26 protein-coding genes and 1 pseudogene are annotated in these 26,094 nt (G+C 71.1%); 14 read left to right on the forward strand and 13 right to left on the reverse strand.

Translation table 11 applies throughout. The features are described from left to right. Positions 1-12: 12 nt before the first annotated feature. Positions 13-645, reverse strand: coding sequence for a DUF4230 domain-containing protein (locus tag AB0N16_RS06470; RefSeq protein WP_360494031.1), 633 nt, complete (start codon positions 643-645; stop codon positions 13-15). A 214-nt stretch (positions 646-859) separates the two neighbouring features. On the opposite strand from AB0N16_RS06470, the gene AB0N16_RS06475 reads away from it, so the two are divergent. Beyond that, the gene (locus tag AB0N16_RS06475; protein WP_365793665.1) at positions 860-2,050 is read left to right on the forward strand and encodes a cytochrome P450; all 1,191 of its coding nucleotides are present in this window, start codon (positions 860-862) and stop codon (positions 2,048-2,050) included. Positions 2,051-2,302: 252 nt separating this feature from the next. Here AB0N16_RS06475 and AB0N16_RS06480 read toward each other — a convergent pair whose 3' ends face one another. Beyond that, positions 2,303-3,118, reverse strand: coding sequence for a helix-turn-helix transcriptional regulator (locus AB0N16_RS06480; protein ID WP_365793667.1), 816 nt, complete (start codon positions 3,116-3,118; stop codon positions 2,303-2,305). A gap of 73 nt (positions 3,119-3,191) precedes the next feature. Here AB0N16_RS06480 and AB0N16_RS06485 point away from each other — a divergent pair, with 73 nt between their 5' ends. The 3 genes and pseudogenes from AB0N16_RS06485 to AB0N16_RS06495 form a co-directional block, all read left to right on the forward strand. After that, positions 3,192-3,908, forward strand: coding sequence for an SDR family oxidoreductase (locus tag AB0N16_RS06485; RefSeq protein ID WP_365793669.1), 717 nt, complete (start codon positions 3,192-3,194; stop codon positions 3,906-3,908). Positions 3,909-3,967: 59 nt separating this feature from the next. Beyond that, positions 3,968-4,924: a ribose-phosphate pyrophosphokinase gene (locus tag AB0N16_RS06490; protein ID WP_365793671.1), complete on the forward strand. Its 957-nt coding sequence runs from the start codon at positions 3,968-3,970 to the stop codon at positions 4,922-4,924. A gap of 26 nt (positions 4,925-4,950) precedes the next feature. Further along, positions 4,951-5,061, forward strand: a pseudogene (locus AB0N16_RS06495) (hypothetical protein); the annotation flags it as partial. Between the two features lie 28 nt (positions 5,062-5,089). Here AB0N16_RS06495 and AB0N16_RS06500 read toward each other — a convergent pair. Both AB0N16_RS06500 and AB0N16_RS06505 read right to left on the reverse strand, forming a co-directional pair. Continuing rightward, on the reverse strand, positions 5,090-5,482 hold the full coding sequence (locus AB0N16_RS06500) for an anti-sigma factor antagonist (protein ID WP_365793673.1): 393 nt from the start codon (positions 5,480-5,482) through the stop codon (positions 5,090-5,092). A 174-nt stretch (positions 5,483-5,656) separates the two neighbouring features. Next, positions 5,657-6,085, reverse strand: a complete 429-nt coding sequence (locus AB0N16_RS06505; protein WP_365793675.1) for a MarR family transcriptional regulator — start codon at positions 6,083-6,085, stop codon at positions 5,657-5,659. A gap of 144 nt (positions 6,086-6,229) precedes the next feature. Here AB0N16_RS06505 and AB0N16_RS06510 point away from each other — a divergent pair, with 144 nt between their 5' ends. Beyond that, positions 6,230-7,687: an aldehyde dehydrogenase family protein gene (locus AB0N16_RS06510; protein ID WP_365793678.1), complete on the forward strand. Its 1,458-nt coding sequence runs from the start codon at positions 6,230-6,232 to the stop codon at positions 7,685-7,687. Positions 7,688-7,711: 24 nt separating this feature from the next. Beyond that, positions 7,712-8,818 carry an NAD(P)-dependent alcohol dehydrogenase gene (locus AB0N16_RS06515; RefSeq protein WP_365793680.1) on the forward strand — a complete coding sequence of 369 codons (1,107 nt, stop codon included), beginning with the start codon at positions 7,712-7,714 and terminating at the stop codon, positions 8,816-8,818. A gap of 28 nt (positions 8,819-8,846) precedes the next feature. On the opposite strand, the gene AB0N16_RS06520 is transcribed toward AB0N16_RS06515, so the two are convergent. The 3 genes from AB0N16_RS06520 to AB0N16_RS06530 all read right to left on the reverse strand — a co-directional run bounded on the left by AB0N16_RS06520 (position 8,847) and on the right by AB0N16_RS06530 (position 10,852). Then, positions 8,847-9,797 carry an NADP-dependent oxidoreductase gene (locus tag AB0N16_RS06520; protein WP_365793682.1) on the reverse strand — a complete coding sequence of 317 codons (951 nt, stop codon included), beginning with the start codon at positions 9,795-9,797 and terminating at the stop codon, positions 8,847-8,849. A gap of 120 nt (positions 9,798-9,917) precedes the next feature. Beyond that, positions 9,918-10,481 (reverse strand): TetR/AcrR family transcriptional regulator, encoded by a 564-nt coding sequence (locus AB0N16_RS06525; protein WP_365793684.1) that lies wholly within the window; start codon positions 10,479-10,481, stop codon positions 9,918-9,920. Between the two features lie 8 nt (positions 10,482-10,489). Next, a complete protein-coding gene (locus tag AB0N16_RS06530) occupies positions 10,490-10,852 on the reverse strand; it encodes a DUF1304 domain-containing protein (RefSeq protein WP_365793686.1) in 363 nt (120 codons plus the stop codon). A 343-nt stretch (positions 10,853-11,195) separates the two neighbouring features. On the opposite strand from AB0N16_RS06530, the gene AB0N16_RS06535 reads away from it, so the two are divergent. Genes AB0N16_RS06535 through AB0N16_RS06555 form a run of 5 tightly spaced genes read left to right on the forward strand, consistent with a single transcriptional unit; the run spans position 11,196 to position 15,666 of the window. After that, positions 11,196-13,013 (forward strand): ATP-binding protein, encoded by a 1,818-nt coding sequence (locus tag AB0N16_RS06535; protein ID WP_365793688.1) that lies wholly within the window; start codon positions 11,196-11,198, stop codon positions 13,011-13,013. 5 nt (positions 13,014-13,018) lie between these two features. Next, a complete protein-coding gene (locus AB0N16_RS06540) occupies positions 13,019-13,429 on the forward strand; it encodes a roadblock/LC7 domain-containing protein (RefSeq protein WP_046733906.1) in 411 nt (136 codons plus the stop codon). Further along, positions 13,426-13,836 carry a DUF742 domain-containing protein gene (locus tag AB0N16_RS06545; protein ID WP_365793691.1) on the forward strand — a complete coding sequence of 137 codons (411 nt, stop codon included), beginning with the start codon at positions 13,426-13,428 and terminating at the stop codon, positions 13,834-13,836. Before AB0N16_RS06540 ends, AB0N16_RS06545 begins: the two co-directional genes overlap by 4 nt. Next, positions 13,817-14,422 carry an ATP/GTP-binding protein gene (locus AB0N16_RS06550; RefSeq protein WP_365793693.1) on the forward strand — a complete coding sequence of 202 codons (606 nt, stop codon included), beginning with the start codon at positions 13,817-13,819 and terminating at the stop codon, positions 14,420-14,422. The genes AB0N16_RS06545 and AB0N16_RS06550 overlap by 20 nt, the downstream gene beginning before the upstream one ends. Next, a complete protein-coding gene (locus tag AB0N16_RS06555; RefSeq protein WP_365793695.1) occupies positions 14,419-15,666 on the forward strand; it encodes a cytochrome P450 in 1,248 nt (415 codons plus the stop codon). The genes AB0N16_RS06550 and AB0N16_RS06555 overlap by 4 nt, the downstream gene beginning before the upstream one ends. Before the next feature lie 191 nt (positions 15,667-15,857). Here the strand turns inward: AB0N16_RS06555 and AB0N16_RS06560 are convergent, their stop codons facing one another. From AB0N16_RS06560 to AB0N16_RS06570, 3 genes are all read right to left on the reverse strand, one after another. Then, entirely contained in the window at positions 15,858-17,585 is a 1,728-nt protein-coding gene (locus AB0N16_RS06560; RefSeq protein WP_365793697.1) for a hypothetical protein, read from the reverse strand. 903 nt (positions 17,586-18,488) lie between these two features. Continuing rightward, positions 18,489-20,123 (reverse strand): amidohydrolase, encoded by a 1,635-nt coding sequence (locus tag AB0N16_RS06565; protein ID WP_365793699.1) that lies wholly within the window; start codon positions 20,121-20,123, stop codon positions 18,489-18,491. A gap of 12 nt (positions 20,124-20,135) precedes the next feature. Beyond that, positions 20,136-21,629 carry an APC family permease gene (locus AB0N16_RS06570; RefSeq protein WP_365793701.1) on the reverse strand — a complete coding sequence of 498 codons (1,494 nt, stop codon included), beginning with the start codon at positions 21,627-21,629 and terminating at the stop codon, positions 20,136-20,138. Positions 21,630-21,755: 126 nt separating this feature from the next. Between AB0N16_RS06570 and AB0N16_RS06575 the strand changes: the two genes are divergently transcribed. Both AB0N16_RS06575 and AB0N16_RS06580 read left to right on the forward strand, forming a co-directional pair. Next, positions 21,756-22,481: a TetR/AcrR family transcriptional regulator gene (locus tag AB0N16_RS06575; RefSeq protein ID WP_365793703.1), complete on the forward strand. Its 726-nt coding sequence runs from the start codon at positions 21,756-21,758 to the stop codon at positions 22,479-22,481. Positions 22,482-22,562: 81 nt separating this feature from the next. Further along, complete coding sequence (locus AB0N16_RS06580) at positions 22,563-22,955, forward strand: VOC family protein (RefSeq protein WP_365793705.1); 393 nt, start codon at positions 22,563-22,565, stop codon at positions 22,953-22,955. Positions 22,956-22,961: 6 nt separating this feature from the next. Here the strand turns inward: AB0N16_RS06580 and AB0N16_RS06585 are convergent, their stop codons facing one another. Beyond that, on the reverse strand, positions 22,962-23,267 hold the full coding sequence (locus tag AB0N16_RS06585) for a DUF4235 domain-containing protein (RefSeq protein ID WP_351697073.1): 306 nt from the start codon (positions 23,265-23,267) through the stop codon (positions 22,962-22,964). Between the two features lie 20 nt (positions 23,268-23,287). Then, positions 23,288-24,304, reverse strand: coding sequence for a glutathione S-transferase C-terminal domain-containing protein (locus AB0N16_RS06590; RefSeq protein ID WP_365793707.1), 1,017 nt, complete (start codon positions 24,302-24,304; stop codon positions 23,288-23,290). 296 nt (positions 24,305-24,600) lie between these two features. Here AB0N16_RS06590 and AB0N16_RS06595 point away from each other — a divergent pair, with 296 nt between their 5' ends. Continuing rightward, a complete protein-coding gene (locus tag AB0N16_RS06595; RefSeq protein ID WP_365794053.1) occupies positions 24,601-25,518 on the forward strand; it encodes a cation diffusion facilitator family transporter in 918 nt (305 codons plus the stop codon). Between the two features lie 104 nt (positions 25,519-25,622). Here AB0N16_RS06595 and AB0N16_RS06600 read toward each other — a convergent pair whose 3' ends face one another. Next, positions 25,623-26,063, reverse strand: coding sequence for a nitroreductase family deazaflavin-dependent oxidoreductase (locus tag AB0N16_RS06600; protein ID WP_365793709.1), 441 nt, complete (start codon positions 26,061-26,063; stop codon positions 25,623-25,625). Positions 26,064-26,094 lie beyond the last annotated feature (31 nt).

Genomic DNA, 26,094 nt, shown 5'->3' on the forward strand with positions numbered 1-26,094 from the left:
ACACGGTCCGGGTCAGACCGTGCCGTAGGACACGTGCACCTCCGTGAACCCGAGGGAGTGCAGCAGACCCTCCAGCATGTCGGTGGTGTTGGTCTCGGCCCGGGTGGTCAGACCGCTGGTCTTCGCCGCGTCCGAGATGTGCTTCACGGCCAGCTTCTGCACCGCCTGCTCGCTGTTGGGGTTGTCCGAGAAGAGGTCGCCGAGCCGGTCCAGCAGACCGCGCTGCTTGGAGACGGCGTAGGAGTGGTCGGCGTCCAGGGTGGCCTTGCCGAGCTGCGCGTGCGGCAGCCGGATGGTGGCCTCGGTGCGGTCGTCGTTGACCGTCACGTCCTTCTCGCCGATCTTTCCGAGGTCGACATAGGAATCGACGTTGCCCGCTCCGACATACAGGGTGCGGGTGCCGCGGATCGCGCTCGGCAGGTACTTGGCGTCCTTCTCCAGGTCCACGACGACCTGGAAGTTGCCGGACGCGGCGTCGTAACGGCTCATGTCCTGGATGGACTTGAGCAGCGCGGGACCCGTGTTGTCCCTGGTCTCCGTGCCGAACAGGTCCTTGATGCCCGGTAGCACCGCCAGCTTGATCCCGGCGAACAGCACCACGAGCACCAGCACGAACGCGGTGAGCAGCTTCGCCCAACCGGGCATACGCCGGGGCCGGGCCTTGACCGGAGTCTCCTTCTCGGAGGTCTCCTTGCTCTCCTTGGTGGAACTCGCCATGTGACGGTCCTCCTTTCCAACGAGACGAATGCCCGCCGAACGCCTTGCCAGACCGTGTTGTTGGCCGATTGAGACAGCTGACGCAGGACTGGTACACGCTTTAGCGTGGAGTGACCTCCCGTCGGCGTGCCAGGAGCCCCGGATGACCGCAGAAAGCACTTCCCGGCCCCTTTGCCCGATGCACCGTTTGACGTTTCCCGAGTCCGGACCGCCCCGGCTCACCACACTGGCGACCGGCACCCCGGTTTGGCTCGTGACCCGGTACCACGACGTCCGTCAGGTGCTCATGGACCAGCGCTTCGACCGCGGTTCCCTGTACGCCGACGACGCTCCGCCGCTCCTCGTCGTACCGAACCTGCTCAGCGACCCCGACGGGCTGGTGAACCAGGACGGTCCGGGCCATCAGCGGCTGCGCGGCACGGTGCAGCGGGCGTTCACCCCGCGATCCGTCGCCCGCTGGCGGCCCTGGGTGGCGTCGGTGGTCGAGTCCCTCCTCGACGAACTCGCCGCCACCCCACGCCCCGCCGACATCGTCGAGGGGTTCACCCGCCGTCTTCCCGTGTCGGTGATCTGCCGGCTGATGGGGCTCGACCACATCGACCGCGAGCGCATCCGGCAGTGGGCCGACCACGCGCTGTCCGGAGGTGCGCACAGCGCCGAGGAGGTCGCGTGCGCCATGCGGGAGTTCGCGGCCTTCGGGGCCGAACTGGTGGCGCAGCGCCGGGGCCGGCCCGGCCACGACCTGGTCAGCGGGCTGGTCACGGCGGGGGACTCGCTCGGCATCGGGGAACGCCAACTCGTCCGGCTGGTCTGCGGTTTGGTGGTCGCCGGACACGAGACCACGATGTCCGCGCTCGGCAACATCGTCGTTTACCTCCTCACCGACGGGCATGCCGACTGGCCGTCTCTCGCGGTGGACGAGGAGGCCGCGGCGACGGCGGCCGAGCAGCTGCTGCGAACCGTGCCGCTCAGCGAGGGCCGGGTGCTGCCCGGGCTGCTGCGCAGGGCCGTCGAGGACGCCGTGGTCGGCGGCGTCCCCATCCCGGCGGGCAGTGTCGTCGCCGTCCAGACCAACGCGGCGGGCCGCGACCCGGACGTCCATCCGCCCGGCCCGCCCGACCTCACCGCACCCCTGCCCGTGCCGAGCGTCGTCTTCGGCGCGGGCCCCCACCACTGCCTGGGCGCCTGGCTGGCCCGCCTGGAGATCACTCTCGCGCTGCACCGGCTCGCGGTCCGCTTCCCGGGCCTGCGCGCCGAGTTCACCCCCACGACGATCGACTGGCGCGAGGGCCAGATGACCCGCAGCCCGAGGCACCTGCCCGTGTCCTGGTGAGCCCCGACGCCGGCCGCCCGATCGGCGCCGGGCAGCCCACCGTGTACCGGCGCACGACGGGCGCGCTTCCTGGCCGCTGGTGCTGTGACCGGAGAGCTTCACCGGCTCGCGATGTCCGGCACGGCACCTCGCCGCGTTGTCGCACCACCCGAGTACATCCAGTACGCGGGTGATGCTCCGCCTTGCGATGCGCCGCGCGGGACGCCGCGCGGGACGCCGCGAGCTTCCCGGCAGACCTTCCTGGTCACAGCACTAGACCCGCGCCGCGAGCTCCGCGATCCGGCGTGCCGACACCGAGCCCGGATCCGCTGTCACGAGGACGACCTCCTGGTCGTCCTCCGGCACCAGCAGGACATCGCAGTTCAGCCGCAGCCGCCCCAGCTCCGGATGGTCGAGGACCTTCGTGCGATGCCCCGGGGCGTGCACCGGATGGGTCGCCCAGATGTGCCGGAACGCCGCGCTTCCCGCGTGCAACTCGCCCAGCAGGGCGGCGAGTCGCACGTCGTGCGGATACCGCTCGGCGGCCCGCCGCAGCCGGGCCACCACGATGTGACCGAATTCCCCGGCGCCGGAGCTCGGGTACATCCGGCCCTGCCCCAGGAAGCGCCGCCGCGCCAGGTTGGTCGTGCCGTGTCCCAGGTCCCCGCCGAACAGCAGCTGGGCCAGGGGGTTCCAGGCCACCAGGCCGTAGGAGGCGTCGGTGACGATCGCCGCGGTCTCGGGCAGCCGCTCCAGCATCCCGGCCACATGCGGGCGCACCCGCCGGACCGCCGCGGCGGCGGGCGGCGCCGCGGCCGAACCGGCCAGCCGAAAGAGATGGCTGCGCTCGGCGGGGGCCAGCCGCAGCGCCCCGGCCAGGGCGTCCAGGACGCGCGGGGAGGGCCGGGGACCGCGGGCCTGCTCCAGACGGGTGTAGTAGTCGACGGACATGTGGGCCAGCTCCGCGACCTCCTCGCGGCGCAGGCCGGGCGTACGGCGCGGGACGGTGCCCGGCGCGAGTCCCACCGTCTGCGGGCGCAGTCCGGCCCGGCGCTCCCGCAGGAAGCGGGCCAGTTCCTGTCTCGCCATACCGCCGCCTCCCGGCCCGCCTGGTACAGGTGGTCCCTGGCAGGACGGACGCGGCCGGGGAACCGTGGCTGTCATGAACGATCGCACAGCACTCGTCACCGGTGCCAACAAGGGCATCGGCTTCCATACCGCCCGGCTCCTCGTCGAGGCGGGCTTCAGCGTCCACGTGGGCTCCCGGGACATCGAGCACGGCGAGCGGGCCGTGGCGGAGATCGGCGGCGACGCACGGCTCCTGGTCCTCGACGTCACCGATCCCTGCAGCATCGAGCGCGCCGCCGCCCGCGTCGACCGCCTGGACGTCCTGGTCAACAACGCAGGCGTCCAGCCGGTCACCGGCCCGCCCACCGAGACCGGTGTCGACGACCTCCGGCGGACCTACGAGACGAACGTCTTCGGTGTCGTCGCGGTCACCAATGCCTTCCTTCCCGTCCTGCGCCGCTCCGCCCACCCGCGCGTCGTGAACGTCTCCAGCGGCACCGCGTCCCTCACCTGGAGTACCCACCCCAATCCGCAGTTCGCCCACGGCAGCCCCCGGTCCGCCGCCTACCGCTCCTCGAAGGCCGCGCTCAACGCGCTGACCGTGTTCTACGCCCAGGAGCTGGCCGAGGACGGCATCAAGGTGAACGCCCTCGCGCCGGGGCGGCGGGCCACCGACCTGGTCCCCGGGGCGGCCGCGGGGGGCGGCGATCCGGCCGAGGGGGCACGAGGGGCCGTACGGCTGGCGCTGCTGCCGGGCGACGGGCCGTCCGGCGGGTTCTTCTCCTGGGACGGCACACCCGTGCCGTGGTGAGAGCGCGACGGTCCGTAGCATGAGCGCGTAGCCCGTATTGATCAGGCGAGGAGCGGATCGTGCGAGACATCTCCGTCTTCAGCGGCAGCGCCCATCCCGAGCTGGCCGAGGAGGTCTGCGCGCACCTCGGGGTGCCGCTCAGCCCGACGCGGGTCAGCCGGTTCGCCAACGACTGTCTGGAGGTACAGCTCCAGGCGAACTGCCGGGAGCGGGACGTCTTCCTGATCCAGCCCCTGGTCCGGCCGGTGCAGGAGCACCTGGTGGAGCTGCTGCTGATGTGCGACGCGGCCCGCGGTGCCTCCGCGGGCCGGATCACCGTCGTCATGCCGCACTACTCCTACGCCCGCTCCGACAAGAAGGACGCCCCGCGCATCTCGCTCGGCGGCCGCCTCGTCGCCGACCTGCTGGTGGCCGCCGGTGCGAGCCGGGTCCTCGCCATGACCCTGCACGCCCCGCAGGTGCACGGGTTCTTCTCGGTGCCGGTCGACCATCTGCACGCGCTGCGGGAGCTGGCCGCGCACTTCCGGCGGTACGACCTGACGCGCACCACCGTCGTCTCGCCCGACCTCGGCAACGCCAAGGAGGCCGCCGCCTTCGCCCGGCTGATCGGCGCCCAGGTGGCGGCCGGCGCCAAGCAGCGGTTCGCCGATGACCGGGTCGTCATCAGCTCCGTCATCGGCGACGTGGCCGACCGGGACGTCATCGTGCTCGACGACGAGATCGCCAAGGGCAGCACGGTGATCGAACTGCTCGAACGGCTGCGGGAGTTGGGGCCGCCTCGCTCGATCCGGATCGCGTGCACGCACGGGCTGTTCGCGGCCGGGGCGCTCAAGCGGCTGAGCGATCAGCCCGACGTGCTGGAGATCGTGTGCACCAACACCGTGCCGGTACCCGTGGAGGAGTACACGGACAAGCTGCGGATCCTGTCCATCGCCCCGGCACTGGCCGAGGCCGTACGCCGTATTCACAACGGTGAGTCCGTGAGCGCCCTGTTCGACGAGCCGCGCAACCTCTAGACGGGAAGGAGGAGTTGTAGCGCCGACTGCACGTCCAGCTGGTCCAGTCGATCGCGATGGAGGAGGGATCGAAGTTCGCGATCCGCGAGGGCGGCCGGACGGTCGGCGCCGGTCAGGTGACCAGAATCCTCAAGTAGCCGCCACGGCACCTCGTCCGAGGTGACGTCATAACGACCCGGACGTGGCCTCCGGCTGGCCGAGGGCCGCGTCCAGGGTCGGTAGCGGCGGCAGTAGCTGCGACAGTCCCGTCACCTTCAGCACGCGCACCGTCAGCGGGTGTGTGCACACCAGCTGGAGCTGTCCGCCGCGCTCCAGCACCCGGCCGCGTGCCCGGTAGAGCAGCCGCAGCCCGGAGCAGTCGAAGAAGTCGACGTGCAGCAGGTCGATCACCACCCGGGTGCTCTCCCGCGCGGTCACCCGGTCCAGATAGGGCGCGATCTCGGTCGCCGCCGCGATGTCGATCTCGCCCCGGAACTCCAGCACCGTGTGACCGCGGTCCTGGTGGATGCGCAGGTGCCGGGTGAGCGGCGCGGGATCCTGCCGGGGTTCCTGGCGCACGACGGCATCACCTCCCACCCCATCCGGTCCAATTCCGTTCCCCGCCTTGCAAGTTACCCTCGATGGAGGGAATTTGAGCATGTTCGATTGACATATGTCTGCTGCTTTGGTGCGCCAATTTCTGTGGTGTGCGCGACAGTCGGGGAACGGGCACGTCGGAGCGTTGCCGCACCGCTACGAAAGCGCGTGCCAGGCCTTGCCCAGCGCCTGGCGGAACTGCTCCTCCTGGTGCCCGGTGAGCTCGCGGACCATCCGCTCCTCCAGCTCCCGCACCGGCCCGGCGACCCGGGCGAGCAGCTCGCGCCCGGCGTCCGTGAGCAGAATCAGCAGCTCACGCCGGCTGCGCGGATTGCGCTCCCGCCGGATCAGCCCACGGCTCTCCAGTGACCGTACGAGGTCGGACATCGACTGGGCGGTGACGAACGAGTCGCGCGCCAACTGGGCGGCCGAAAGCCCGTCATGGCGCTCCAGGACGGTCAGCGCCGTGTACTGCAGCGCGGTGATCCCGGCGGGCTTGACCAGCTCGTCGAGGTGTGAGCGCACCACGAGCTCCAGCTGCTTGACCATGTACAGCAGCGAGGGGCGTGTCTGTGTACCGACCATGCGTGCACCCTAGACCATTGACAGGAATCCTGTCTGTAATCAGACTGCCGACCATACGCGGGACCAACAGGAATCCTGTTTGTTGAAATCTTGGTGATCAAGGCGGCCGGCGCCGGCCGCGCCATCGACGCTGGGGAGTGGGCCATGACGACCACCTTCGAGACCGGACCGGGGCAGCTGTTCATCGGCGGACAGTGGCGGGAAGCCGCCGCAGGCGCCCGCACGGAGGTGACCGACCCGGCCACCGGCGAGGTGATCACCACGGTCGCGGAGGCGGGCGCAGGTGACGTCGACGCCGCCGTGCGCGCCGCCCGGGAGGCCTTCGACACGGGGGAGTGGCCGGGGCTCAGCGGCCGGGAGCGCGGCCGGGTGCTGCACCGGATCGCCGAGCTGATCCGGGAGAACGCCGAGGACATCGCCGCCCTGGAGAGCCTGGACGTCGGCAAGCCGATCACGCTGGCCGGAGCCGTCGACGTCACCAACGCGGCCAACGACTACGAGCACTTCGCGGCCCTCGCCCACTCCCTGGACGGCGCCGTCCGCGACACCCCGCTGCACGCCCTCGCCTACACCCGACGCGAGCCGATCGGCGTCGTCGCCGCCATCACCCCGTTCAACTTCCCACTCATCCTCGCCGGTTCGAAGATCGGCCCGGCCCTCGCGGCCGGCAACACGGTCGTCCACAAGCCGGCCGACGAGACCCCGCTCAGCGCCCTGTACATGGCGCGCCTGTTCAAGGAGGCGGGCGTCCCCGACGGTGTCGTCAACGTCGTCACCGGCGCCGGACCGGTCGCCGGCGAGACCCTGCTGCGCCACCCGGGAGTCGACAAGGTCGCCTTCACCGGCTCCACCGCCGTCGGCCGGCATGTGGCGAGCACCGCCGGGGAGGCGCTCAAGCCGGTTACCATGGAACTCGGCGGCAACGCGGCCCACCTCGTCTTCGAGGACGCCGACCTGGAGAAGGCGGTCGGCGCGGTCATCAAGGCGTTCGTCTTCAACACCGGCCAGTTCTGCATGGGCGGCCCCCGGCTCCTTGTCGCCCGCCCCGTCTACGCCACCTTGCTCGGCATACTCGCCGACGCCGTCCCGGGCGTCCCGGTCGGCGACCCGCGCGACCCGGCCACCGTGGTCGGCCCGATGGCGGGGGAGAAGCACCTGCGCAAGGTCGAGGAGTACGTCGAGACAGCCCGCAAGGAGGGCGGCCGCATCGTGTGCGGCGGCGAACGCCTCGACCTGAACGGCGGCTTCTACTACAAGCCGACCGTCATCGCCGACCTGCCGAACGACTCCCGGGTGATCCAGGACGAGATCTTCGGCCCCGTCCTCACCGTGCAGCCCTTCGACTCCGAGGACGAGGCCGTCACCCTCGCCAACTCCACGCCCTACGGCCTGGCTTCGGGCATCCAGACCGGCAACCTCACCCGCGCCCACCGGGTCGCCGCCCGCCTCCAGGCCGGGATCGTCTGGATCAACGACTGGGCGATGCTCGACCCCGCCGTCCCCTTCGGCGGCGTCAAGGCCTCCGGCTTCGGCCGCGAGTACGGCCCCGAATCCCTCGCCGCCTACACGAAGGTCAAGTCCGTCGTCGTCTCGCTCGACTGAGCCCGCCCACCAGGAGTCCGTACGATGCCCATCACCACCCGAGCCGCCGTGGTCGAGTCCGGTGGCGCGCCCTTCACCCTCAGCGAGGTCGAACTCGACGAGCCGGGACCGTACGAGGCGGTCGTGCGCATGGTGGCCACCGGCCTGTGCCACACCGACCTCAGCGTGGCGAGCGGTGCCCTTCCGTTCCCGCTGCCCGGGGTCCTGGGCCACGAGGGCGCCGGAGTCGTCGAGGCCGTCGGCTCCGCCGTCACCGCCGTGGCCCCCGGCGACCATGTCGTGCTGTCCTTCACCTCCTGCGGCAACTGCCGCAACTGCCACGGCGGCCACCCCGCCTACTGCGCCACTTGGCTGCCGCTGAACCTGATCGGCGGCCGCCGCGCCGACGGCACCGGCACCGTCGTCCGCGACGGCGAGCCGCTCGGCGGCCACTTCTTCGGCCAGTCCTCCTTCGCCGAAAGGGCGTTGGTGGACGAACGCAGCCTGGTCAAGGTCGACCCCGAGGTCCCGCTGGAGACGATCGCCCCGCTCGGCTGCGGGGTGCAGACCGGCGTCGGCGCCGTGTGGAACGTACTGGAGCCGGCCACCGGCAGCACGATCGTCGTCCTCGGCGCCGGCGCGGTGGGACTGTCGGCGGTCATGGCGGCCGCGCTCACCCCGGCCACCACGGTCATCGCCGTCGACCGGATCGCCGAACGCCTCGAACTGGCACGGGAGGTGGGCGCCACCCACACCGTCGACGCGACCCGGGAGAGTGTGCCGGAAGCCGTCCGGCGTCTCTCCGGGGGCCACGGCGCCGACGGCGTCGTGGAGACGACCGGCAGCGTCGCCGTGCTCCGCCAGGGCGTCGACGCACTGGCCGCCCGGGGCACCCTGGTCGTCGTCGGCGCCCCGCCCTTCGGCACCGAAGTGCCCCTGGACGTCAACGGATTGCTCGCGGGCAAGCGGATCGTCGGCCTGACCCTCGGCGACAGCGAGACCCAGGCCTTCATCCCGGCCCTGGTCCGGCTGGTCCGCGAGGGGCGCCTCCCGCTGCACCGACTGATCAGCACCTACCCGTTCGCCGAGATCGAACGGGCGGTGCGGGACATGAGCACGGGCAAGGCGATCAAGCCCGTGCTCACCTTCTGACCTACGGGGCCTCCGCGGCCCCTGGGGGTCACTCCACCACCAGAACCAGCTTCCCCGTGGTCCGGCCGGTGCCGCCCAGCTCATGCGCCTTGGCGGCATCGGCCAGTGAGAAGGTCCCGGCGACGGTGGCCCGCAGCTTCCCCTCCGTCACCAGGTCGGCGACCGCCCGCATGCCGGCCCGGTCGGCGTCCACCAGCATCCGCACCGCCCGCACCCCGAGCCGCTCGGCCTCCTCGTACAGCTCCGCGGAGCCCACCGGCAGGATCGACACCAGGATCCCGCCCGGCCGCAGCACCCGCAGCGAATCGACGGAGGTGTCACCACCGATCGTGTCGAGCACGACGTCGACGTCCCGCACCGCCTCCGTGACGTCCACGGACCGGTAGTCCACCGGCTCGTCCACGCCGATCTCGCGCAGGAAGTCGTGCTTGGCGGCGCTCGCCGTGCCGATCACGTAGGCGCCGTGCGCCTTGGCGATCTGCACCGCCACATGCCCGACCCCGCCGGCGGCCGCGTGGATCAGCACCCGCTGCCCCGGCCGTACCTCGGCGTTCTCCACCAGCGCCTGCCAGGCCGTCAGCGACACCAGCGGCAGCGCACCCGCCTGGACGTGGTCGATCCCGGCCGGCTTCGGCACCAGGGCGCGGGCGGGGACGATCGCGTACTCGGCGTGCGTGCCGTGGCCGAACGGGTAGGACACCATGCCGAAGACCTCGTCACCGGGCTTGAAGGCGGCGACACCGATCCCGGTCTCCTCGACCGTGCCGGAGACGTCCCAGCCGAGGACGAAGGGCGGCTTGCCCAGGAAGCCGCCGGTCTCCCGGTGCTTCCAGTCGGTGGGGTTGAGCCCGGCGGCCCGCACCCGGACCAGTACCTCGTTGGCGCGCGGCTGCGGCCGGGCCACGTCGATCACCTTGAGTACCTCGGGGCCGCCGAGGACGTCCTGACTGACCACACGCATCGTGTTCACATTGCTCATGGTCACCCAGCCTGCCGGGATGCGCCCGTGCGGGAAATGGCACGATGGCCAAGCTTCGATGGAATCGTGCCAGTCCTGTGCGGCCATGGCGGTGGGCCACCCGCGCCCGCGCCGGAAGCCTCAGCGGCTCCTGTGCAGGGCGACCAGCAGTTGCCAGACCTGGTCGGCCACGTCGTCGGGGCCGGCGTCCAGCAAGCCGTGCAGCCAGTCCGCCAGTACCCCGGCGAAGGTGGCGGCCACCGCCGAGGCCACCAGCGGGGCGTCCGCCGCGCCGGCCAGCTCGCGCTCGGCCAGGCTGCGGGCCCGCAGGTCCCGGTGCAGCACCCGGCCCAGCGGACCCCCGCCGCCCGGCGCGAGCAACTCCCGGTACAGGGCCGTGTGCGGAACCAGCCCCGCGAAGAACTCCAGCAGCGCCGGCGGCGCGTGCACCGGATCGGGCTGGCCCCGCCAGGCGTGCAGCGCGTCCACGGCGTCCCGTACGACGTCCGCACAGGTGTCGACCGCCAGCGCCTCCAGCCCGTCGTAGTGGACGTAGAACGTGGCCCGGCCCACCCCGGCGCGGCGCACCAGCGCGGCCACCCCCACCTCCGCCAGCGGCCGCTCGGCGCACTCCGCCAGCAGGGCCGCCCGCAGCCGCGCCCGGGTGCGGGCGGCGCGCGGGTCCTCGACCGCGGGGCGGGGCACCGGGCCGGTCACCGGGCGGCGAGGACGGCGGCCAGGGCGAGGGCGCCGGGCAGCGCCTGCGCGACCAGGATCCGCCGGTTGGCGGTGACCGCGCCGTACACCCCCGCGACCACCACGCACGACAGGAAGAACACCTGGGCCCTGAAGCCCGTCGGGTCGGCCGCCGCCAGCCCCCACACCAGGCCGGCCGCCAGGAAACCGTTGTACAGGCCCTGGTTGGCGGCCAGCGGCGCGGTCCGCCGGGCCAGTTCCGCGTCGAAGCCGTGGAAGCGCATGCCAGGCCCCTTCTGCCACAGGAACATCTCCATCACCAGGATGTACACGTGCAGCGCGGCTATCAGGCCGACCAGCACATTCGCCAGGATTCCCATGACCGACGGACCCTCCCACTCACTTGGACAGGTGTCCACTATAGCTGGACAGATGTCCAAGAGTGTCCCGGCCGCCCAGGGCCGGGTCTGGGGAACCTCGGCAAGTCGCGGACAGGAATGGGTATTTGTTGATTTGCCACCAACTGGCGGAGCGTGACGGAACCCTCACTTCCTCTGCTCGCCGAGGTTGATCCTCTCGGGTTCAAACCCGATAAGCTCCCTTCCGTCACAGCGAGTTGACGCACCCCGCGGTGGGTCCGTCCCGCCGTGTGTACTCATGAGTGCCGCTTCGCGCACTGCCCCTGTTCGCTGTTGTTCGATTGTGTTGCTTCTAAGGATGCAGATGGAACTCGCCACTCCGCCGCCGGCGGCGCGGGCCCCTGTCGCCTGGTACAGCTGGTGGCTGATGCCGCTGGCCTTAGGGGGAGGGACTGTCGCCGCCACGTTCATGAGCTCTGAGCGAATAACCGAGGCCGTCGCAGGTGCCGCGGCCACCGTGGCGAGCACCGTGTGCGTGCGGCTGCTGATCCGCTCGCAGCGCCAACTGCGCAGCGCTGAGGGGTCGTTCCGTGCCTCGCAGACCGAGCACTCCCAGCAGTGGCAGCAGCATGTCGCGGGCCTGGAGCGCAAGTTCTCCGCCGAGCGCGCCACGTTGGAGGGCCGGCTCAATGAGCAGTCGGCCGCGTTCGATGCTCAGCTCGGTGAGCAGGCGTCCGCCTTCGAGGCCCGGCTCGCCGACCGGACCGCCCACTACGACGCCCAACTGGCCGAGCAGGCACGGGCGTACGAGGAGCGGCTCGCCGACCAGCTGAAGTCCTCCGAGGCACAGCTCGCCGACCAGGCCGAGGTCTGGCAGGAGCAGCTCACGCACCAGCGGGCCGCGATCTCCCGGCTCGCCGACGAGCAGCTGCCCGACGCGCTGAAGCGGCTGCGTGAGGGCGAGGCCATCGACGACCTGCTGCCCGTCACCGAGCAGTGCGCCAAGGTCGACAAGGACGTCCGCGCCGACCTGCGCCGCATCCTGCGCACGTCGCTGATCGGTGTGGAGGAGGAGTTCAACCGCTCCACCTCCGCCGAGCAGGCCGTGATCAGCATCGGCAACCGCATCCACGTCCTGACCAGCAAGCTGCGCGGCAGGCTGCACGAGATGCAGGGGGAGCACGGCCGGCTGCCCGCCGTGGCCCGCGGTCTCATGGAGCTCGACCAGGAGCTCGGCCCCGCCGACTCGCTCGCCGGCAGCATCGGCGTGCTGGGCGGCTCGGACCGTCCCGGCCGCCAGTGGCAGGAGCCTCAGCGCCTGCTCAGCGTGGTGCGCGGCGGCATCGGCCGGATCAAGGACTTCCACCGCGTCGAGGTCCGGCATCTGCCCGAACTCGGCGTCGACGGCGGTCTGGTGGACCACCTCACGCTGATCTTCGCCCACCTGCTGGACAACGCGGCCCGCTACTCGCCGCCCACCGAGCCGGTCCTCGTCTCCGGCAAGGAGGTGCCCAACGGCGTCGGCATCGAGATCCAGGACTCCGGCAAGGGCCTGAGCGAGGAGAAGAAGCGCGAGGCCGAGCACTCCCTGGCGGGCACCGAGGCCGGACCCGGTATCGGGGGCATCTCCGAGGACGCCAACATCGGCCTGCGGGTCGTCGGCATCCTCGCCCGCCGCTACGGGATCCGGGTCACCTTCGCGGACTCGCCCTGGCTCGGTACCTCGGTGGTCGTCGTGGTCCCCCACAAGTACTTCAGCCCGCTGCCCGCGGCCCCCGCCGCCCCGGCCCCCGTGACGGCCGCCCCCGCCGCCGCGTCCCCGGTGCAGGCGCACGGCCCGGTCGCCGTCGAAACCGTCACTCAGCCGGAGTCCGGTGAGGCCCTGGACACCACCCCGGGCGGACTGCCCCGGCGGCGCAGCCGGCGCCGCGAGGAGGAGCAGCCCGAGGAGCGCACCGCCCGCACGGAGGGCGCCGCGTTCCCCGCGGTCCCACCGGAGGAGTCCTTCGCGGGCCTGGCCGCCTTCGCCACCGCGGGCCGCGCGCCCGCCGTGGCCGAAGACGCGGACAGCGAGGCCGAGTTGACCGGAGAAGAAGACGTCGTGGCCCCCGCGAGCCCGGCCGGCGCCGATGACGCCGCCGGACGCGAGGCCGCGGAGCACCACACTGAAGAGAGCGACTAGTCCACATGACGCAACAGGGAACCGACGTGAGCTGGGCGCTCCGTGATCTGGTGGAGAGCATCCCGGAGATCCGTTTCGCCCTCGTGGCCTCCAGCGACGGCAAGGCCATCACCTCCTTTGGTGCCGAGGACCCCGACGACGTGGACCGCTTCGCGGCCGTGGTGGCGGGGCTGCAGGCCCTGGCCCAGCCGGTCGCCGAGCAGTTCCCCAAGTACGCGGGGCAGCTGCGGCTGGCGATGATCGAGGTCGACGGCGGCCACCTCTTCGTCGTACGGGCCGGTGTGGAGACGTATCTCGGGGTCCTGGCCCGCGAGGGACTCGACCAGGGGCTGCTCGGGCACCAGATGAGGGACCTGTCGCGGCGGATGGGCGAGCTGCTCGGCACCTCTCCGCGTCTGGAGGAGCACTCTGGATGAGTGCTCCCCGTCGGCCAACGGACCCTCCCCCGGGCTCTCGGCTTCGCTCGAGCTGGGGGGACCCCCAAGGTCTAGAGCGTTATTACGTCCTCACCGGGGGGCGCAGCGGACCGGGCGGGTCGGCGTCGAGCCTCGACGTGGCGACCCTCGTCGTCTCCCGCACCGCCCCGGTCCCGGGGATGCAGCACGAGTACGAGGAGATAGTCCGGCGTTGCCGCGATCCGCTGTCGGTGGCCGAACTCACCGCCCATCTCGGATTGCCCTTCAACATTCTCGCGGTGCTGTTGGCGGATCTGCTGGACGCAGGCCGTATTGAAGCCCGTGATCCCATTCCGGCGCACCACGCCGGACGCGGGCCCGACCTCGCGCTCCTCCAGGAGGTACTCAGTGGACTTGAAAGGCTTTGACCATCCCGGCGACCCCGGTGCCGGGGGGACCCGCTCGGTCAAGGTGATGATCGCCGGGGGATTCGGCACCGGGAAGACCACCATGGTCCGCTCCGTCAGCGACATCAAGCCGCTCACCACCGAGGAGACCCTGACCCAGGCGACCGTCGGCGTCGACAACCTCATCGGCGTCGCGGACAAGGCCGAGACCACGGTCAGCCTCGACTTCGGCAAGATCAGCCTCAACGAGGGCCTGATGCTGTACCTGTTCGGCACCCCCGGACAGGAACGGTTCTGGTTCCTGTGGAACGGCCTGTTCAAAGGCGCGCTCGGGGCGATCGTCCTGGTGGACACGCGCCGGCTGGCCTCCAGCTTCCGGGCGATCGAGGAGATGGAGCGGCAGAACGTGCCCTTCGTCATCGCCCTGAACGTCTTCCCGGACTGCAAGGAACACCCCATCGAGGAGATCCGGGACGCCCTCGACATCTCCCCGCAGACCCCGATCGTGGCCTGTGACGCCCGCGACCGGGCCTCCAGCCGTGACGTGCTGATCGCCCTGATACGTCATTTGAAGGAACGCTCCGCCGTCGCACTGGAGCCCCGATGAACGATCAGAGCCTCGACAGCCCCGACGCACCCCGCGGCTGCCCGGTGGCGCACGGTTCGCCCGAGCTGGCCCGGCTGTACGGGCCCGAGGCGGCGACCGACCCGCACGGCATCTACGAGCGGCTGCGCAAGGAGCACGGCTCCGTCGCGCCGGTGCTGCTGGAGGGCGACATCAACGCCTGGCTGGTGCTGGGCTACCGGGACAGCCGGCGGGTGCTCGACAATCCCAGCCAGTTCCCCCGGGACGCCCGGACCTGGCGGGACTACCGGGAGGGACGGATCGCGGAGACCTCCGCGCTGATTCCGATGCTCGGCTGGCGTCCTGACTGTGTGTCCCAGGACGGCGAGCCGCACCGCAGGCTGCGCGGTGCCGTCAACGACGTGCTGCAGGCCGCCGTCGGCCGCGGTATCCGGCGCCACGCCACGCACTTCGCCAACAAACTGATCGACGGGTTCGCGGGCAGCGGCCGTGCCGATCTGGTGGCGGACTACGCGGACTATGTTCCGATGCTCGTGATGTCCCGCATTCTGGGGCTGGCCGAGGCGGAGGGGCGCCGGCTGGTCGAGTCCTGCGCCCAGGTGCTCAAGGGCGGCGAGGACGCCGTGGTGCACGACGGCAGGATCAGGGAGATCTTCGGTGAACTCGTCGAGCGCAGGCGGTCCGAACCCGGCTCCGACCTCACCACGGACCTGCTGGCGCATCACGCGGCTCTCGACCACGACGAGGTCGTCCACCACCTGCGCGTGGTGCTGATCGCCGCGGCCGTCACGACCAACCTGCTGGCCCGGGTGCTGCGGCTGGTCCTGACCGACGCCTCCCGGCTCTCCGGGCTGATCAGCGGTCAGCTGAACATCTCGGCGGTGGTGGAGGAGGCCATGTGGAACTCTCCGCCGCTGACCGTCCTGCCGGGGCGCTTCGCCGCCAGCGACGTCGAACTGGGCGGGCACCTCATCGAGGCGGGCGACCTGCTCGTCCTCGGTCTCGCCCCGGGCAACCTCGACCCCGAGGTGCGGCCTGACCCGGGTGTCTCGGTGGAGGGCAACCACGCGCACCTGGCGTTCGGCGCGGGCCCTCACGAGTGCCCCGGGCAGAGCATCGGGCAGTCCATGATCGAGATCGCGGTGGACGTCCTGCTGCACCGGCTGCCGGGCCTGCGGCTGGCCGTGCCGGCGGACGAGCTCACCTCGACCGCCTCCACCTGGGAGTCCCGGCTGGACAGGCTGCCGGTCGAGTTCCCGGTGTGAGTACGCTGCTGCCCGGCCGGAAACCCGGCCGGGCAGCAGCGTCGTCTCACACGACCGGACGGTCATCCGTCGCACTCCGGTCGGCTCGGGTGCGACCGCCGGGCCTTCCATCACCGCCGTGTACCGGCCCGAGACCGGCGGTGCGGACGGCCTCACCACCATCCACCGGGATTCCGGACAGGATTGAGGCGTCAGCCGTCGAGCCAGTCGCCTGTGACGCCCGTGGGGCGGTATCCCGTGGCGTTCCAGATGAAATGCGGGTGGGCGCAGCCGAACATGTAGGCGATCAGCGCGGTGTCCTCCCTCCCGGTGTGCGGGTCGTACATGGTGTAGAAGTACTCGGACCCGACCGCGCCGGCGTCTTGTTGGATCTGACGAGCGCGGTCCGGGGACGGTGCGGCCATGGATGCCTCCACGGCGGCGATGTAGGTGCGGCGCAGGATCTCCCATGTCCTGTCGGTGTCGCCGTGCCAGGGGCCGTGCAGTGCTTCGAAGGCATGGAGCTCGGCGTCGAAGAGGGGCCATGCTTGGGGGTACTGGGCTCGGCAGCGTGCGGACAGCTCGGCGGTCCGGGTGCTCAGCGCCGGTGCGGTGGGCCGTGGGCTGATGGTGAGGGTGGTGCCCTGGGTGAGGATGCCGGTGCATGCGTGGGGCTGCAGGTCGCAGAGCGGGCACTCCTCGGCCGGGGGGAGGCCCTGGGTGATGCCGTCGAACCACAGGGCGTGGCGGCCCGTGAGCCCCATCCAGACGATGGTGCTGGTCATCAGCCAGGTGTTCCACATCGTGGAATGCGCCTCGGGCATGCAGCCGTACTTGATGAGGGCGATGGTGCAGGCAGCGTAGAGGGCCTTGGTGTGGGTGGGTATGTCGGCGAGCCAGAAGTTGCTGATCTCGCCGGTGAGGGAGTCCACTCGTACGTCGGCCATGTCGTCGATGACGCGGCACAGCAGCAGGGAGGCGAGGTGTTCTTCCTGCCAGAGTTCGGTGTCGGGTGAGACGTGCCAGAACAGGCAGTCCAGCATCTGCAGGGCCGAGTAGGTGCTCTGGTCGAGCGGGTTGGTCTGGGGGAGCGCGACGTTGCCCGCGTGGTGCTGTTGGAGCCAGTACTCGTCCACGGATCGCTTGTGGGCCGCGTAGAGTCCGCAGACCAGGGCGCGTGCGCTGTTGGTGCTGAAACTCTCGGCCAGGCGGCCTTCGACGAGTTGGGTGACGTGCGTGGTGTCGATCGTGTCGATCACGCGCTTGTACTCGTGGAAGACGAGGATGTCGTCTTCGAAGCGGTGGCGGAGGCCGAGGTCTCGTTCGAGGTCGTTCATCTGCCGGACCACGGACCATCCACCGGTCAGGACGCTGTCGAATTCCTCGCGGTACGGCCAGGTCTTGACCGTGAGGGGACGGCCGGCGCTCTGCCGCCAACTGTAGTCACCCAGCGTGCGTGCGGGGGGTGTGGGCAGCCGACGGCACAGCGGGCAGGTGCAGGCGGTCGCGGGCTCCTCTTCGCGCGGTGTGTTGAGTGCCCGGCTCCGCCAGGCCCCTTCCAGCATCGCGCAGGTCAGTCGGCAGATCTCGATATCGGTGCTGACCTGGGGGAAGGCTGCTTCGATCATGCGCAGGCTGGTGTCGAGCCGTTTCAACCTGGCGTAGCCCTCCTCGTCGGGCGGCAGGAACGCGCGGGGCGCCAGTCGGAGGGCTCCCGCCACATGCAGCGTGGTGCCGGCGTGGGGGGATCCGAGTGCGTCCAGCCGCTGCTGAGCGGCGTCCTGGGACCTCCGGTGCTGCTCCGTGCTCCCGTTGATGCGTCTCGCGAGGAGGCCGGTCAGGGTGTTCGCCGCCGCGGGCTGTAACGGGGCGCTTGGCAGCGCCGGGAGCAGGCTGTCGGCGGACGCCTTCGGAACAGCACCTACGCCTTGGGATGTCACACCGGTCTCCTTCAAGCTGGGGTCATGGCAACGGAATCGACCGACGCTGGTCGTCGGCCGGTCGTGTCCGAGAAACTTCTGTTCCTTCCGCGACGGCCTCGCCGGACAGCCGGAACCACGCGACGGCCTCCGGCTTCTGCTGCGAACGATCGCGAGGGGCACGACTGCCGCGGTGACGGCCCAGGAAGTGGACCGGCTCGCCCATCGGCCCTGCGAGGACGAACCGCCCTGTCCCTGCCGGCGTTCTCCGACACGGCGAGCCGCTCGGCCACGGCAGATTCACCTTCGACACCGCGGGCCTGCCAGGAGCGGCCCGCCCTGGTCGTGCGCCGTGAGCGGCGAGGCTCTGCGAGCCGGGCCTCGCTCGAAGCACTCTTGCCACAGGACGAGTACCTGCATCGCCGCCTCAGCTGGGTCGATCAGGAAGCACCCGCTGCCCGTCAGGTGTGGGGGCGACCCCAGGGTCCGAGGTGCGTGGCCGCTCCGGGGAGGCCAGAGGATCCGGCGCCGGCCGCCCCGTAGGGCCGATCAGCGCTCGCCTTGCTTCGATCGGGCAGGGCACCCACGGCCGGCGGCAGGTCCCACGACGTGTACTCCGCGACCCCGGCTCTGCCGTTCACCGGGTCCATGTCGTGGATTCCGCACGGATGTTGGGCGCGCGCGCACTCCGGTTGCTCACTGACGGGGGTCTCGAAGGGCAGGTCGAAGGTGACGTCCTGAGGCATGTGTTTCCTTTCGGGCGACAGTGCGCAGAGTCCCCCCGTCCCTGCGAACGGGTGGCCTGTCGGCCACCCGTGCACTCGAACTGGCCTTCGTGGCTCGAAAGTTGAGCCGTGAGGCGTTACGAGGCTGCCCAGAGCGTAAATGATCTACGCGTGACCTGACCGTGACGTGTGTTACTGCTCATGCCTCCTGAGCTGAGTACACTCGCGCGCCCGCCACGTACGTATGCGCGACCCGTGTGTCCGCGATGCGCCCGGGGTCCCCGGCGAACGGATCGCGGTCCAGGACCACCAGGTCCGCCAGCGCCCCGACCGCCACCCGCCCGGTGTCGTCGAGGTGGTTCACATAGGCCGATCCGGCCGTGTACGCCCTGATCGCGTCCCTGAGCCCGAGCCGCTCCCCGGGCAGGAACACCGGCGCGTCGCCGCCCGGTTCGACCCGGTTCACCGCTACATGGATGCCCTGGAGCGGGTCGGGGCTGCTCACCGGCCAGTCGCTGCCGGCCGCCAGCCGCGCCCCGGCGCGCAGCAGCGATCCGAACGGGTACTGCCGTCCGGCCCGTTCCGAGCCCAGGAAGGGGATCGTCAGCTCGTCCATCTGCGGTTCGTGCGCGGCCCACAGCGCCTGGATGTTCGCGGTCGCGCCGAGCCGGGCGAAACGCGGAACGTCGGCGGGGTGCACGACCTGGAGATGCGCCAGGTGGGGCCGCGTGTCGCTGGGACCGTTGGCGGCCCGCGCCGCCTCGACGGCGTCCAGTGCGTCCCGCACCGCCCGGTCGCCCAGCGCGTGGAAGTGGCACTGGAAGCCGAGCGCGTCCAGCTCGGTCACGTACCCGGGAAGCCGCGCCGGGTCGATGAAGCTCTTGCCCCGGTTGGCCGTGGCGCAGCCGCACTTGTCGAGGTACGGGTCGAGGAGCGCGGCCGTGCCGTTCTCGGCCACCCCGTCCAGCATCAGCTTGACCGTGCCCGCCCGGAACCGACCGTGGCTCAACGCGGCCCGCTTCTCGACGAGTTCGGGGATCTGCTCGGCGCCGCGTTCCCGGTCCCACCACAGCGCGCCGATCACCCGCGCGGTCAGCGAACCGTCCCGGGCCGCCGCCAGGTACGCCTGCGACGGGTCGTCCATACCGAGGAAGTCCCCGACCAGCGCGTCCTGCCAGGCCGTGACGCCCAGCGCGTGCAGATACCGCTGGGCGTGCAGCAGGGCCGCGAGCCGGTCCGCCGGAGTGGCGGGCGGCGCGAGCCGGCCGACCAGTTGCATCGCCCCCTCCTGGAGTGTGCCGCTCGGCACGCCCGACGCGTCGCGCTCGATCCGCCCGTCGGCCGGGTCGGGCGTGTCGCGGTCGATGCCGGCCAGTTCCAGGGCCCGGCTGTTGACCCAGGCCCCGTGGTGATCCCGGTTGGGCAGATACACCGGCCGGTCCGGCACGACGGAGTCCAGCAGCTCCCGCGTCGGCGTACCGCCCTCGAACGCCTCCATGGACCAGCCGCCGCCCAGGATCCACTCCCGATCCGGATGAGCCTCGGCGTAGGCGCGTACGGCGGCCACGGACTCCGCGGCGGTTCGCAGTCCCGTCAGGTCGCACTGGCTCAACTCGAGCCCGGCCGGCACCGGATGGACGTGCGCGTCCTGGAAACCGGGCAGCAGCAGCCGCCCGGCGAGATCGACCACCTCGGTGCGCGGCCCGGCCAGCTCCCGCAGTTCCCCTGCGGAGCCGACGGCGGTGACGCGCTCCCCGGTGACCGCGACGGCGGTGGCCGTCGGTCCTTCGGGGGTGAGGACGGGGCCACCGGTGAAGAGCAGATCTGCGTGCATCGTTCCTGTTCCTTAGTTGGGGGTAGTGAGCAGCTGGGGTGCGTCGGCGTCCGTGCCCTCGCCGGTGCGGAAGTACGCCGAGCGGCGCACGTACTTCGCCCATCCGGCCGCGACGAACCCGGAGGCGATCATCACCAGCGGAGTGGTCAGCAGGAACCAGCCGTTGTCCGCGCTGACCTCGAAGTGGTCGGTCGAGGTGGAGAAGGACCAGCCGAGGTAGCCGCCCAGCCCCAGCAGCGCGCAGGCGCTCAGCGCCGGGAGCACCACCGCCCGGACGCCCTGCCGCCAGTCCTCGCGCAGCAGCGCCCGGAAGCGCACCGCGGCGGCCAGCGCGGTGAGCGCGTAGGACAGGGCGACGACAATGCCGACCGCGTTCACCGTCGCCATGATCATGTCGGCCAGCCTCGGGATCACCAGGGCGAGCGCGGCGACCGCCGTGGCCAGCGCCCCGATCAGCAGCGTCCCGGCCGCCGGGGTGCCGTACCGGGGACTGACTCTCGCCCACACCGGCCCGAGGGTACGGTCCCGGCTCATCGCGAACATGCCCCGCGCCGTCGGGATCACCCCGGCCTGGAGCGAGGCCATCGCCGAGAACAGCAGGGCCACCAGGGGCAGCGCGGCCCACGGCTGGGCGGCGAGCCGGTCGCCGAAGAACGCCAGCCCCTCGGCCCCGTGCCCGGCCAACTCCGGCTCGGACAGCACCCGTTGGAAGGCCACCGAGCCCAGCAGGAACAGCCCCAGCATGGTCACCAGAGTGATCAGCCCGGCCCGGGAGGCGTCCCGCGGTTCGCGCACCTCCTCGTTGACGCTGAACGCGGCCTCGAAACCCCAGTAGCAGAACACCGAAAGGAGCAGGCCCTGGGCGAGTGCGGTGGGCGAGGGGATCGCGAACGGATCGAACCAGCTCAGGCTGAAGGGGTGCGGGCCGGTGACGATGCCGTAGCCGCAGAACCCGAGCAGCACCACGTACTCGAAGACCAGCAGCCCGGTCTGGAACCGGGCGGCGGTGCGGATTCCGGTCACCGCCGTGAGGGTGACGGCGACCAGGACGACGATGCCGACGGCCGTGGTCTGCGCCGTCGAACCCGGGTCCAGGGCGAGCCCGCCGACGCGGTGCACCCCCGCCTCGCCCGCCAGTTGCAGCATCGCCGACCCGGTGACCGCCGTGGTGTACGCGAGAAAGGCCACCGTCGCCACGACGTTCACCCAGCCGACCATGAACCCGAGCCACGGATTGAGCGAACGGCCCACCCACACGTAGCCGTTTCCCGCGTTCGGCTCCACCCGGTTCAGCCGGGAGTAGGCGCCGGCGATACCGAGCACCGGCAGGAACGCCAGCAGCATGATGGCCGGCAGATGCAGCCCGACCACCCCGGCCGTCACCCCCAGACCGATGCCGATGCTGGTGGTCGCGGCCGTACTGGAGGCGGCGACCGCGACGCCGTCGAGGACGCCGAGGGATCTGCGCAACTCAGGAGGGTCGACTGTGTAGGGCGTGTCGGTCATGGCCAGTACTCCGCTCGCACCTGGGGGCCGGACCTGGTCGGCCCCGGTGACCGCACATGAAACTGCCGGTGCGCTTCACAGGTCAACGGTGTTGTCATAAGGTGCGCGACCAGAAAGGGAGGCCCCATGAGCGAACGAGTCGTCCCGGCCGCCGACCGGCGGCGCAGACGCCCCACCAAACAGGGCGTGGTCCTCTCCGAGGAGCTGATCGTCGAGACCGCGCTGCGGCTGATCGAGGAGCACGGCGCAGAGGCCCTGTCGGTGCGCCGCCTCGGCCGTGCCCTGGGCGCCGACCCCAGCTCCCTCTACCGCTACTTCCGGCACACCGACGACCTGATGCTGGCCGTCGCCGACGAGCTGATCGGCCGTACCCTGCGCGTCTGGCGGCCCACCGGCGACTGGCGCGCCGATCTGCGCGACCTGGGCCTGCGCATGCACGCCGGCGCACTCGCCCATCCCCGGGCGGCGGTGCTCAGTGCCCACCGGGTGACCGGGCGGAGGTACGAGATCCAGGCCGTCGAGACCATCCTCGGGGTGGTGCGGGGCGCGGGTTTCCCGGACGCGGAGGCGGTCCGCGTCTATCACGCCTTCGTCGACCAGGCCCTCGCCTACGGCGCCCTCGACTCCGCCAACACCGCCCTGCCCAGGCCCGCCCGCGAGGCCGAGGCGGACGTGTGGCAGGCGACCTACGCCCGGTTGCCCGCCGCCGCCCACCCGAACATCGCGGCCACCGCCCGCCACCTCGTGGCCTCGATGCGGGGCAGCTCCTACCCGGCCGCCCTGGACCTGCTGCTCACGGCGGCCGAGGCCCGGCTCGCGCAGATCCGTGCGGCCGATGAGACACGACGATGACCTGACGGGAAGCGGCCGGCGGCCGACTGAATCCGGTGATGGGGGACAGACGGACGGGAAGGACCTTCCCAGGGAGGAAGCATGGCACTGGTGACCGCGGCGGTCGTGATGCTCGACTGCGCCGAACCCGAGAAACTCGCCTATTTCTACCGACAGTTGCTGGAAGGCGAGGAGAGCGAGGTATCCGCCGACCTCGTCGAGGTGCGTGCCGCCGACGGCGGCCGGATCGCCTTCAGGCGCGACGTCAACGCCACCCCGCCCAGCTGGCCGCGCCCGGAGAACTCGCTCCAGGCCCACCTCGTGTTCCTCGTCGAGGACCTGGACGAGACCGAGCGCCGGGTGGTCGGGCTCGGCGGGCGGCCGATCGAGGCACGGGACCCGGCCGGGCCCTTCGAGGAACGGGGGTACGCGGACCCGGCCGGACACTCCTTCACCCTGCGCCTGGTGCCCCCCGTGGCACCCAAGCTGGGCTGAGACCGCTCAGTCCCGGCCGCCCTTGCGGGTCGCCGGCCATGTCCCGGTGGAGCGCTCGATGGCGGTGGCGCCGGTGCGGTCCACGGCACTGCGCACCACCGCGAAGACGGCGCCCTGGAGGGCCGCGGCCAGCAGCACCTCGCCCCAGCCGCGGTCCCGGTCCAGGGCGTCCGGCGCGTCCTCCTCGCCACGCAGGGCCATCCAGGTCCGGCGGAAGGCCAGCGCGCCCAACGCCCCGCCGGCCCAGCTCAGCAGAAAGCCGAGCGGTGCGTAGACGAGAGGGAGCTTCTGCTTCTTCCTGCGCTTGGCCATGCCTGCCTCCGCGTTGTTTTTCAGGGTCGCCCCGCGACCGGGACCTTCTCGGCCGCCGGCACCGGGCCGGGCGGTGTCCCGTCCCCGAAGGGCCGGCCGCCCAGCTGCTCCCGGTGATGGGGCGTCAGCCACCCCGCGGGATCCGGGCCGAGGGGAACGATACGGGTGGGGTTGATGCCGGTGTGCACCTGGTAGTAGTGCCGCTTGATGTGGTCGAAGTCGACGGTGTCACCGAATCCCGGCGTCTGGTAGAGGTCCCTGACGTACGCCCACAGCACCGGGTTCTCCGTCAGCTTCCACCGGTTGCACTTGAAGTGGCCGTGGTAGACGGCATCGAACCGCACCAGCGTGGTGAACAGCCTGATGTCGGCCTCGGTGATCGTGTCCCCGACCAGATAGCGCTGCCCGGCCAGCCGCTCGGCGAGCAGGCCGAGCCGCCGGAACACCGCCGCGCACGCCTCCTCGTACACCTTCTGCTCGTGCGCGAACCCGGCCCGGTAGACACCGTTGTTGACGTCCTCGTAGACCTCGGCCATCACCGTGTCGATCTCGTCCCGGTGCTCGGCCGGGTACAGATCCGGCGCCCCGTCCCGGTGCAGTGCCGTCCACTCGGTGGCCAGGTCCAGGGTCAGCTGCTGGTAGTCGTTGGTGACCAGCCGCCCGCTCGGTACGTCCACGATCGCGGGCACGCTCACCCCGCCCGGGTAACCGGTCTCCCGGCGGTCGTAGGCCTCGCTGAGGAACCGGATGCCGAGCACCGGGTCACGGTCGTCGGGGTCGAGGGTGAAGCGCCAGCTGCGGTCGTCCTGGATCGGGTCGGTGACGGCCAGCGACAGGGCGTCCTCCAGACCGAGCAGCCGCCGTGACACCAGCGCCCGGCTCGCCCATGGACAGGCACGGCTGACCACCAGACGGTAACGGCCGGCCGCCACCGGCCAGCCGTCCCGCCCGTCCGCCGTGATCCGGTCCGCGAAGTGACTGGTGGACCGTTTGAACTCCTTGTGCCCGAGCGAGGTGTTGCCGCTGTGACCGCTCATGGTGCCTCCTTGCCGATACGCGCCCGATGGACGTGTTCCCCGATGCTGCCCGATTCGCTCCTCCCGTACGGTGTGATCAGCCCGTGCCGGGGCAGTCGGCCGTCGTGAGTGGGACTTCGTCGCAAGGACAGTCGCGAGACCAGCCGAAAGAACAGTGGCGAGAACAGCCGGAAGGGCAATTGGAAGAGAAACGGGAAGAGATGCCGGACGAGCAGCCGGAAGGGAAGCCTGATGAGCGGCCGGAGGCGCAGTCGCAAGGGCATTCGGAGCGGTCGAACGCAGATCGCAGGACACGGCTGACCGTGTTCGTGGCGCTCGCCGCCAATCTGGTGATCGCCGCGGCCAAGGCCGTCGGCGGTGTCGTCGCCGGCTCGCCCGCCCTGCTGTCCGAGGCCGCGCACTCCGTGGCCGACAGCCTCAACGAGGTTTTCCTGCTGGCCGCCCTGCGCCGCAGCCGCCGCCCGCCCGACGAACGGCATCCCTTCGGCTACGGCAAGGAGCGCTTCTTCTGGTCGCTGCTCGCGGCCGTCGGGATCTTCGTCATGGGCGGCTGCTTCTCCGTCTTCCAGGGCGTCGAGGCGCTGCGCAACGGCGCGGAGGAGAAGCTCAGCGGCTATGTGGCGGGCCTGATCGTGCTGGGCGTCGCCCTGCTCGCCGAGGGCGCCTCACTGGTCCGGGCGCTGCGCCAGGCCCACCGGGAGGACCGAGGGCTGCGGGATCCGGCGCTGCGTACGGTCGTCGCGGAGGACGGCACCGCGGTGCTCGGGGTGCTGCTCGCGATGGCCGGCATGGTGCTGCACATGATCACCGGACAGGTCGCGTGGGAGGCCTCCGCCTCACTGGCCATCGGTGTCCTGCTGGTGTACGTGGCCTACCGGCTGGGCGCCGACGCCCGCGCCCAGCTGATCGGGGAGGCCGCGGACCCGGAGCTGAGCCGCACGATCCGGGAGCGGCTGACGGAGGAGCCCGAGATCGACAGCGTGGAAGCGCTGTTCACGATGAAGCTGGGCCTCGACTCCACCCTGGTCGCGGCGCGGATCGACCTGGTGCCCGGCCTGGACAGCGAAGAGGTCGAGGAGATCCTGGTGCGCATCAAGCGGTCCCTGGACCGGGAGTTCGGCGAGACCGACCAGATCTTCCTGGACGTGACCGACCGTTCCGCGCGGGAGGCAGCGGAAAGCCCCGCCGCGACGGGGGAACGCGGCGGGGCCTGACATTCGGCTGCCCGACTCGAAGCCTGTTCATGCCTCCGGGAAACAGATTTTTCTAAATTCCGACGTTCCCCGGCCGGAAAGGATTCCCGGAACCGTCACTTCCCCTACTGCGGCTCCAGCACGAACACCGGGATCTCCCGCTCGGTCTTCTTCTGGTAGTCGGCGTACGGCGGAAACGCGGCGACCGCCCGCTCCCACCACTCGGCCTTCTCCGCGCCGGTGATCTCACGGGCGGTCATGTCCTGCTTGACCGGCCCGTCCTGGAGCTCGACATGCGGTTGCGCCTTGATGTTGAAGTACCAGACCGGGTGCGTGGGCGCGCCGCCCTGCGAGGCGACCACGGCGTACTTCCCGTCGTGCTCCACCCGCATCAGCGGCGTCTTGCGGATCTTCCCGCTCTTCGCCCCCACGGTGGTCAGCAGGATGACGGGCATCCCGGTGTCCATCAGGGTCGTGCCCTTCGTCCCGCCGGAGCTCTCGTACAGCTCGACCTGCTCGCGCACCCAGGCTGTCGGGCTGGGCTCGTACTCGCCCTCAAGAGGCATGTGAGGTCCGTCCCCTCATCGATTCCAAGAC

This window comes from Streptomyces sp. NPDC051105 (assembly GCF_040682795.1).
In the GTDB taxonomy this organism is placed as follows: Bacteria; Actinomycetota; Actinomycetes; order Streptomycetales; family Streptomycetaceae; genus Streptomyces.

What these genes read in the sequence shown, in the direction of transcription:
- AB0N16_RS06515 (WP_365793680.1), top strand. Translation starts at nt 7,712, where the DNA reads ATGCCCATCACCACCCGAGCCGCCGTGGTCGAGTCCGGTGGCGCGCCC.
- AB0N16_RS06540 (WP_046733906.1), top strand. Translation starts at nt 13,019, where the DNA reads ATGACGCAACAGGGAACCGACGTGAGCTGGGCGCTCCGTGATCTGGTG.
- AB0N16_RS06590 (WP_365793707.1), bottom strand. Translation starts at nt 24,304, where the DNA reads ATGAGCGGTCACAGCGGCAACACCTCGCTCGGGCACAAGGAGTTCAAA.
- AB0N16_RS06535 (WP_365793688.1), top strand. Translation starts at nt 11,196, where the DNA reads ATGGAACTCGCCACTCCGCCGCCGGCGGCGCGGGCCCCTGTCGCCTGG.
- AB0N16_RS06580 (WP_365793705.1), top strand. Translation starts at nt 22,563, where the DNA reads ATGGCACTGGTGACCGCGGCGGTCGTGATGCTCGACTGCGCCGAACCC.
- AB0N16_RS06485 (WP_365793669.1), top strand. Translation starts at nt 3,192, where the DNA reads ATGAACGATCGCACAGCACTCGTCACCGGTGCCAACAAGGGCATCGGC.
- AB0N16_RS06475 (WP_365793665.1), top strand. Translation starts at nt 860, where the DNA reads ATGACCGCAGAAAGCACTTCCCGGCCCCTTTGCCCGATGCACCGTTTG.
- AB0N16_RS06470 (WP_360494031.1), bottom strand. Translation starts at nt 645, where the DNA reads ATGCCCGGTTGGGCGAAGCTGCTCACCGCGTTCGTGCTGGTGCTCGTG.
- AB0N16_RS06585 (WP_351697073.1), bottom strand. Translation starts at nt 23,267, where the DNA reads ATGGCCAAGCGCAGGAAGAAGCAGAAGCTCCCTCTCGTCTACGCACCG.
- AB0N16_RS06520 (WP_365793682.1), bottom strand. Translation starts at nt 9,797, where the DNA reads ATGAGCAATGTGAACACGATGCGTGTGGTCAGTCAGGACGTCCTCGGC.
- AB0N16_RS06545 (WP_365793691.1), top strand. Translation starts at nt 13,426, where the DNA reads ATGAGTGCTCCCCGTCGGCCAACGGACCCTCCCCCGGGCTCTCGGCTT.
- AB0N16_RS06570 (WP_365793701.1), bottom strand. Translation starts at nt 21,629, where the DNA reads ATGACCGACACGCCCTACACAGTCGACCCTCCTGAGTTGCGCAGATCC.
- AB0N16_RS06600 (WP_365793709.1), bottom strand. Translation starts at nt 26,063, where the DNA reads ATGCCTCTTGAGGGCGAGTACGAGCCCAGCCCGACAGCCTGGGTGCGC.
- AB0N16_RS06480 (WP_365793667.1), bottom strand. Translation starts at nt 3,118, where the DNA reads ATGGCGAGACAGGAACTGGCCCGCTTCCTGCGGGAGCGCCGGGCCGGA.
- AB0N16_RS06565 (WP_365793699.1), bottom strand. Translation starts at nt 20,123, where the DNA reads ATGCACGCAGATCTGCTCTTCACCGGTGGCCCCGTCCTCACCCCCGAA.
- AB0N16_RS06555 (WP_365793695.1), top strand. Translation starts at nt 14,419, where the DNA reads ATGAACGATCAGAGCCTCGACAGCCCCGACGCACCCCGCGGCTGCCCG.
- AB0N16_RS06575 (WP_365793703.1), top strand. Translation starts at nt 21,756, where the DNA reads ATGAGCGAACGAGTCGTCCCGGCCGCCGACCGGCGGCGCAGACGCCCC.
- AB0N16_RS06505 (WP_365793675.1), bottom strand. Translation starts at nt 6,085, where the DNA reads ATGGTCGGTACACAGACACGCCCCTCGCTGCTGTACATGGTCAAGCAG.
- AB0N16_RS06510 (WP_365793678.1), top strand. Translation starts at nt 6,230, where the DNA reads ATGACGACCACCTTCGAGACCGGACCGGGGCAGCTGTTCATCGGCGGA.
- AB0N16_RS06530 (WP_365793686.1), bottom strand. Translation starts at nt 10,852, where the DNA reads ATGGGAATCCTGGCGAATGTGCTGGTCGGCCTGATAGCCGCGCTGCAC.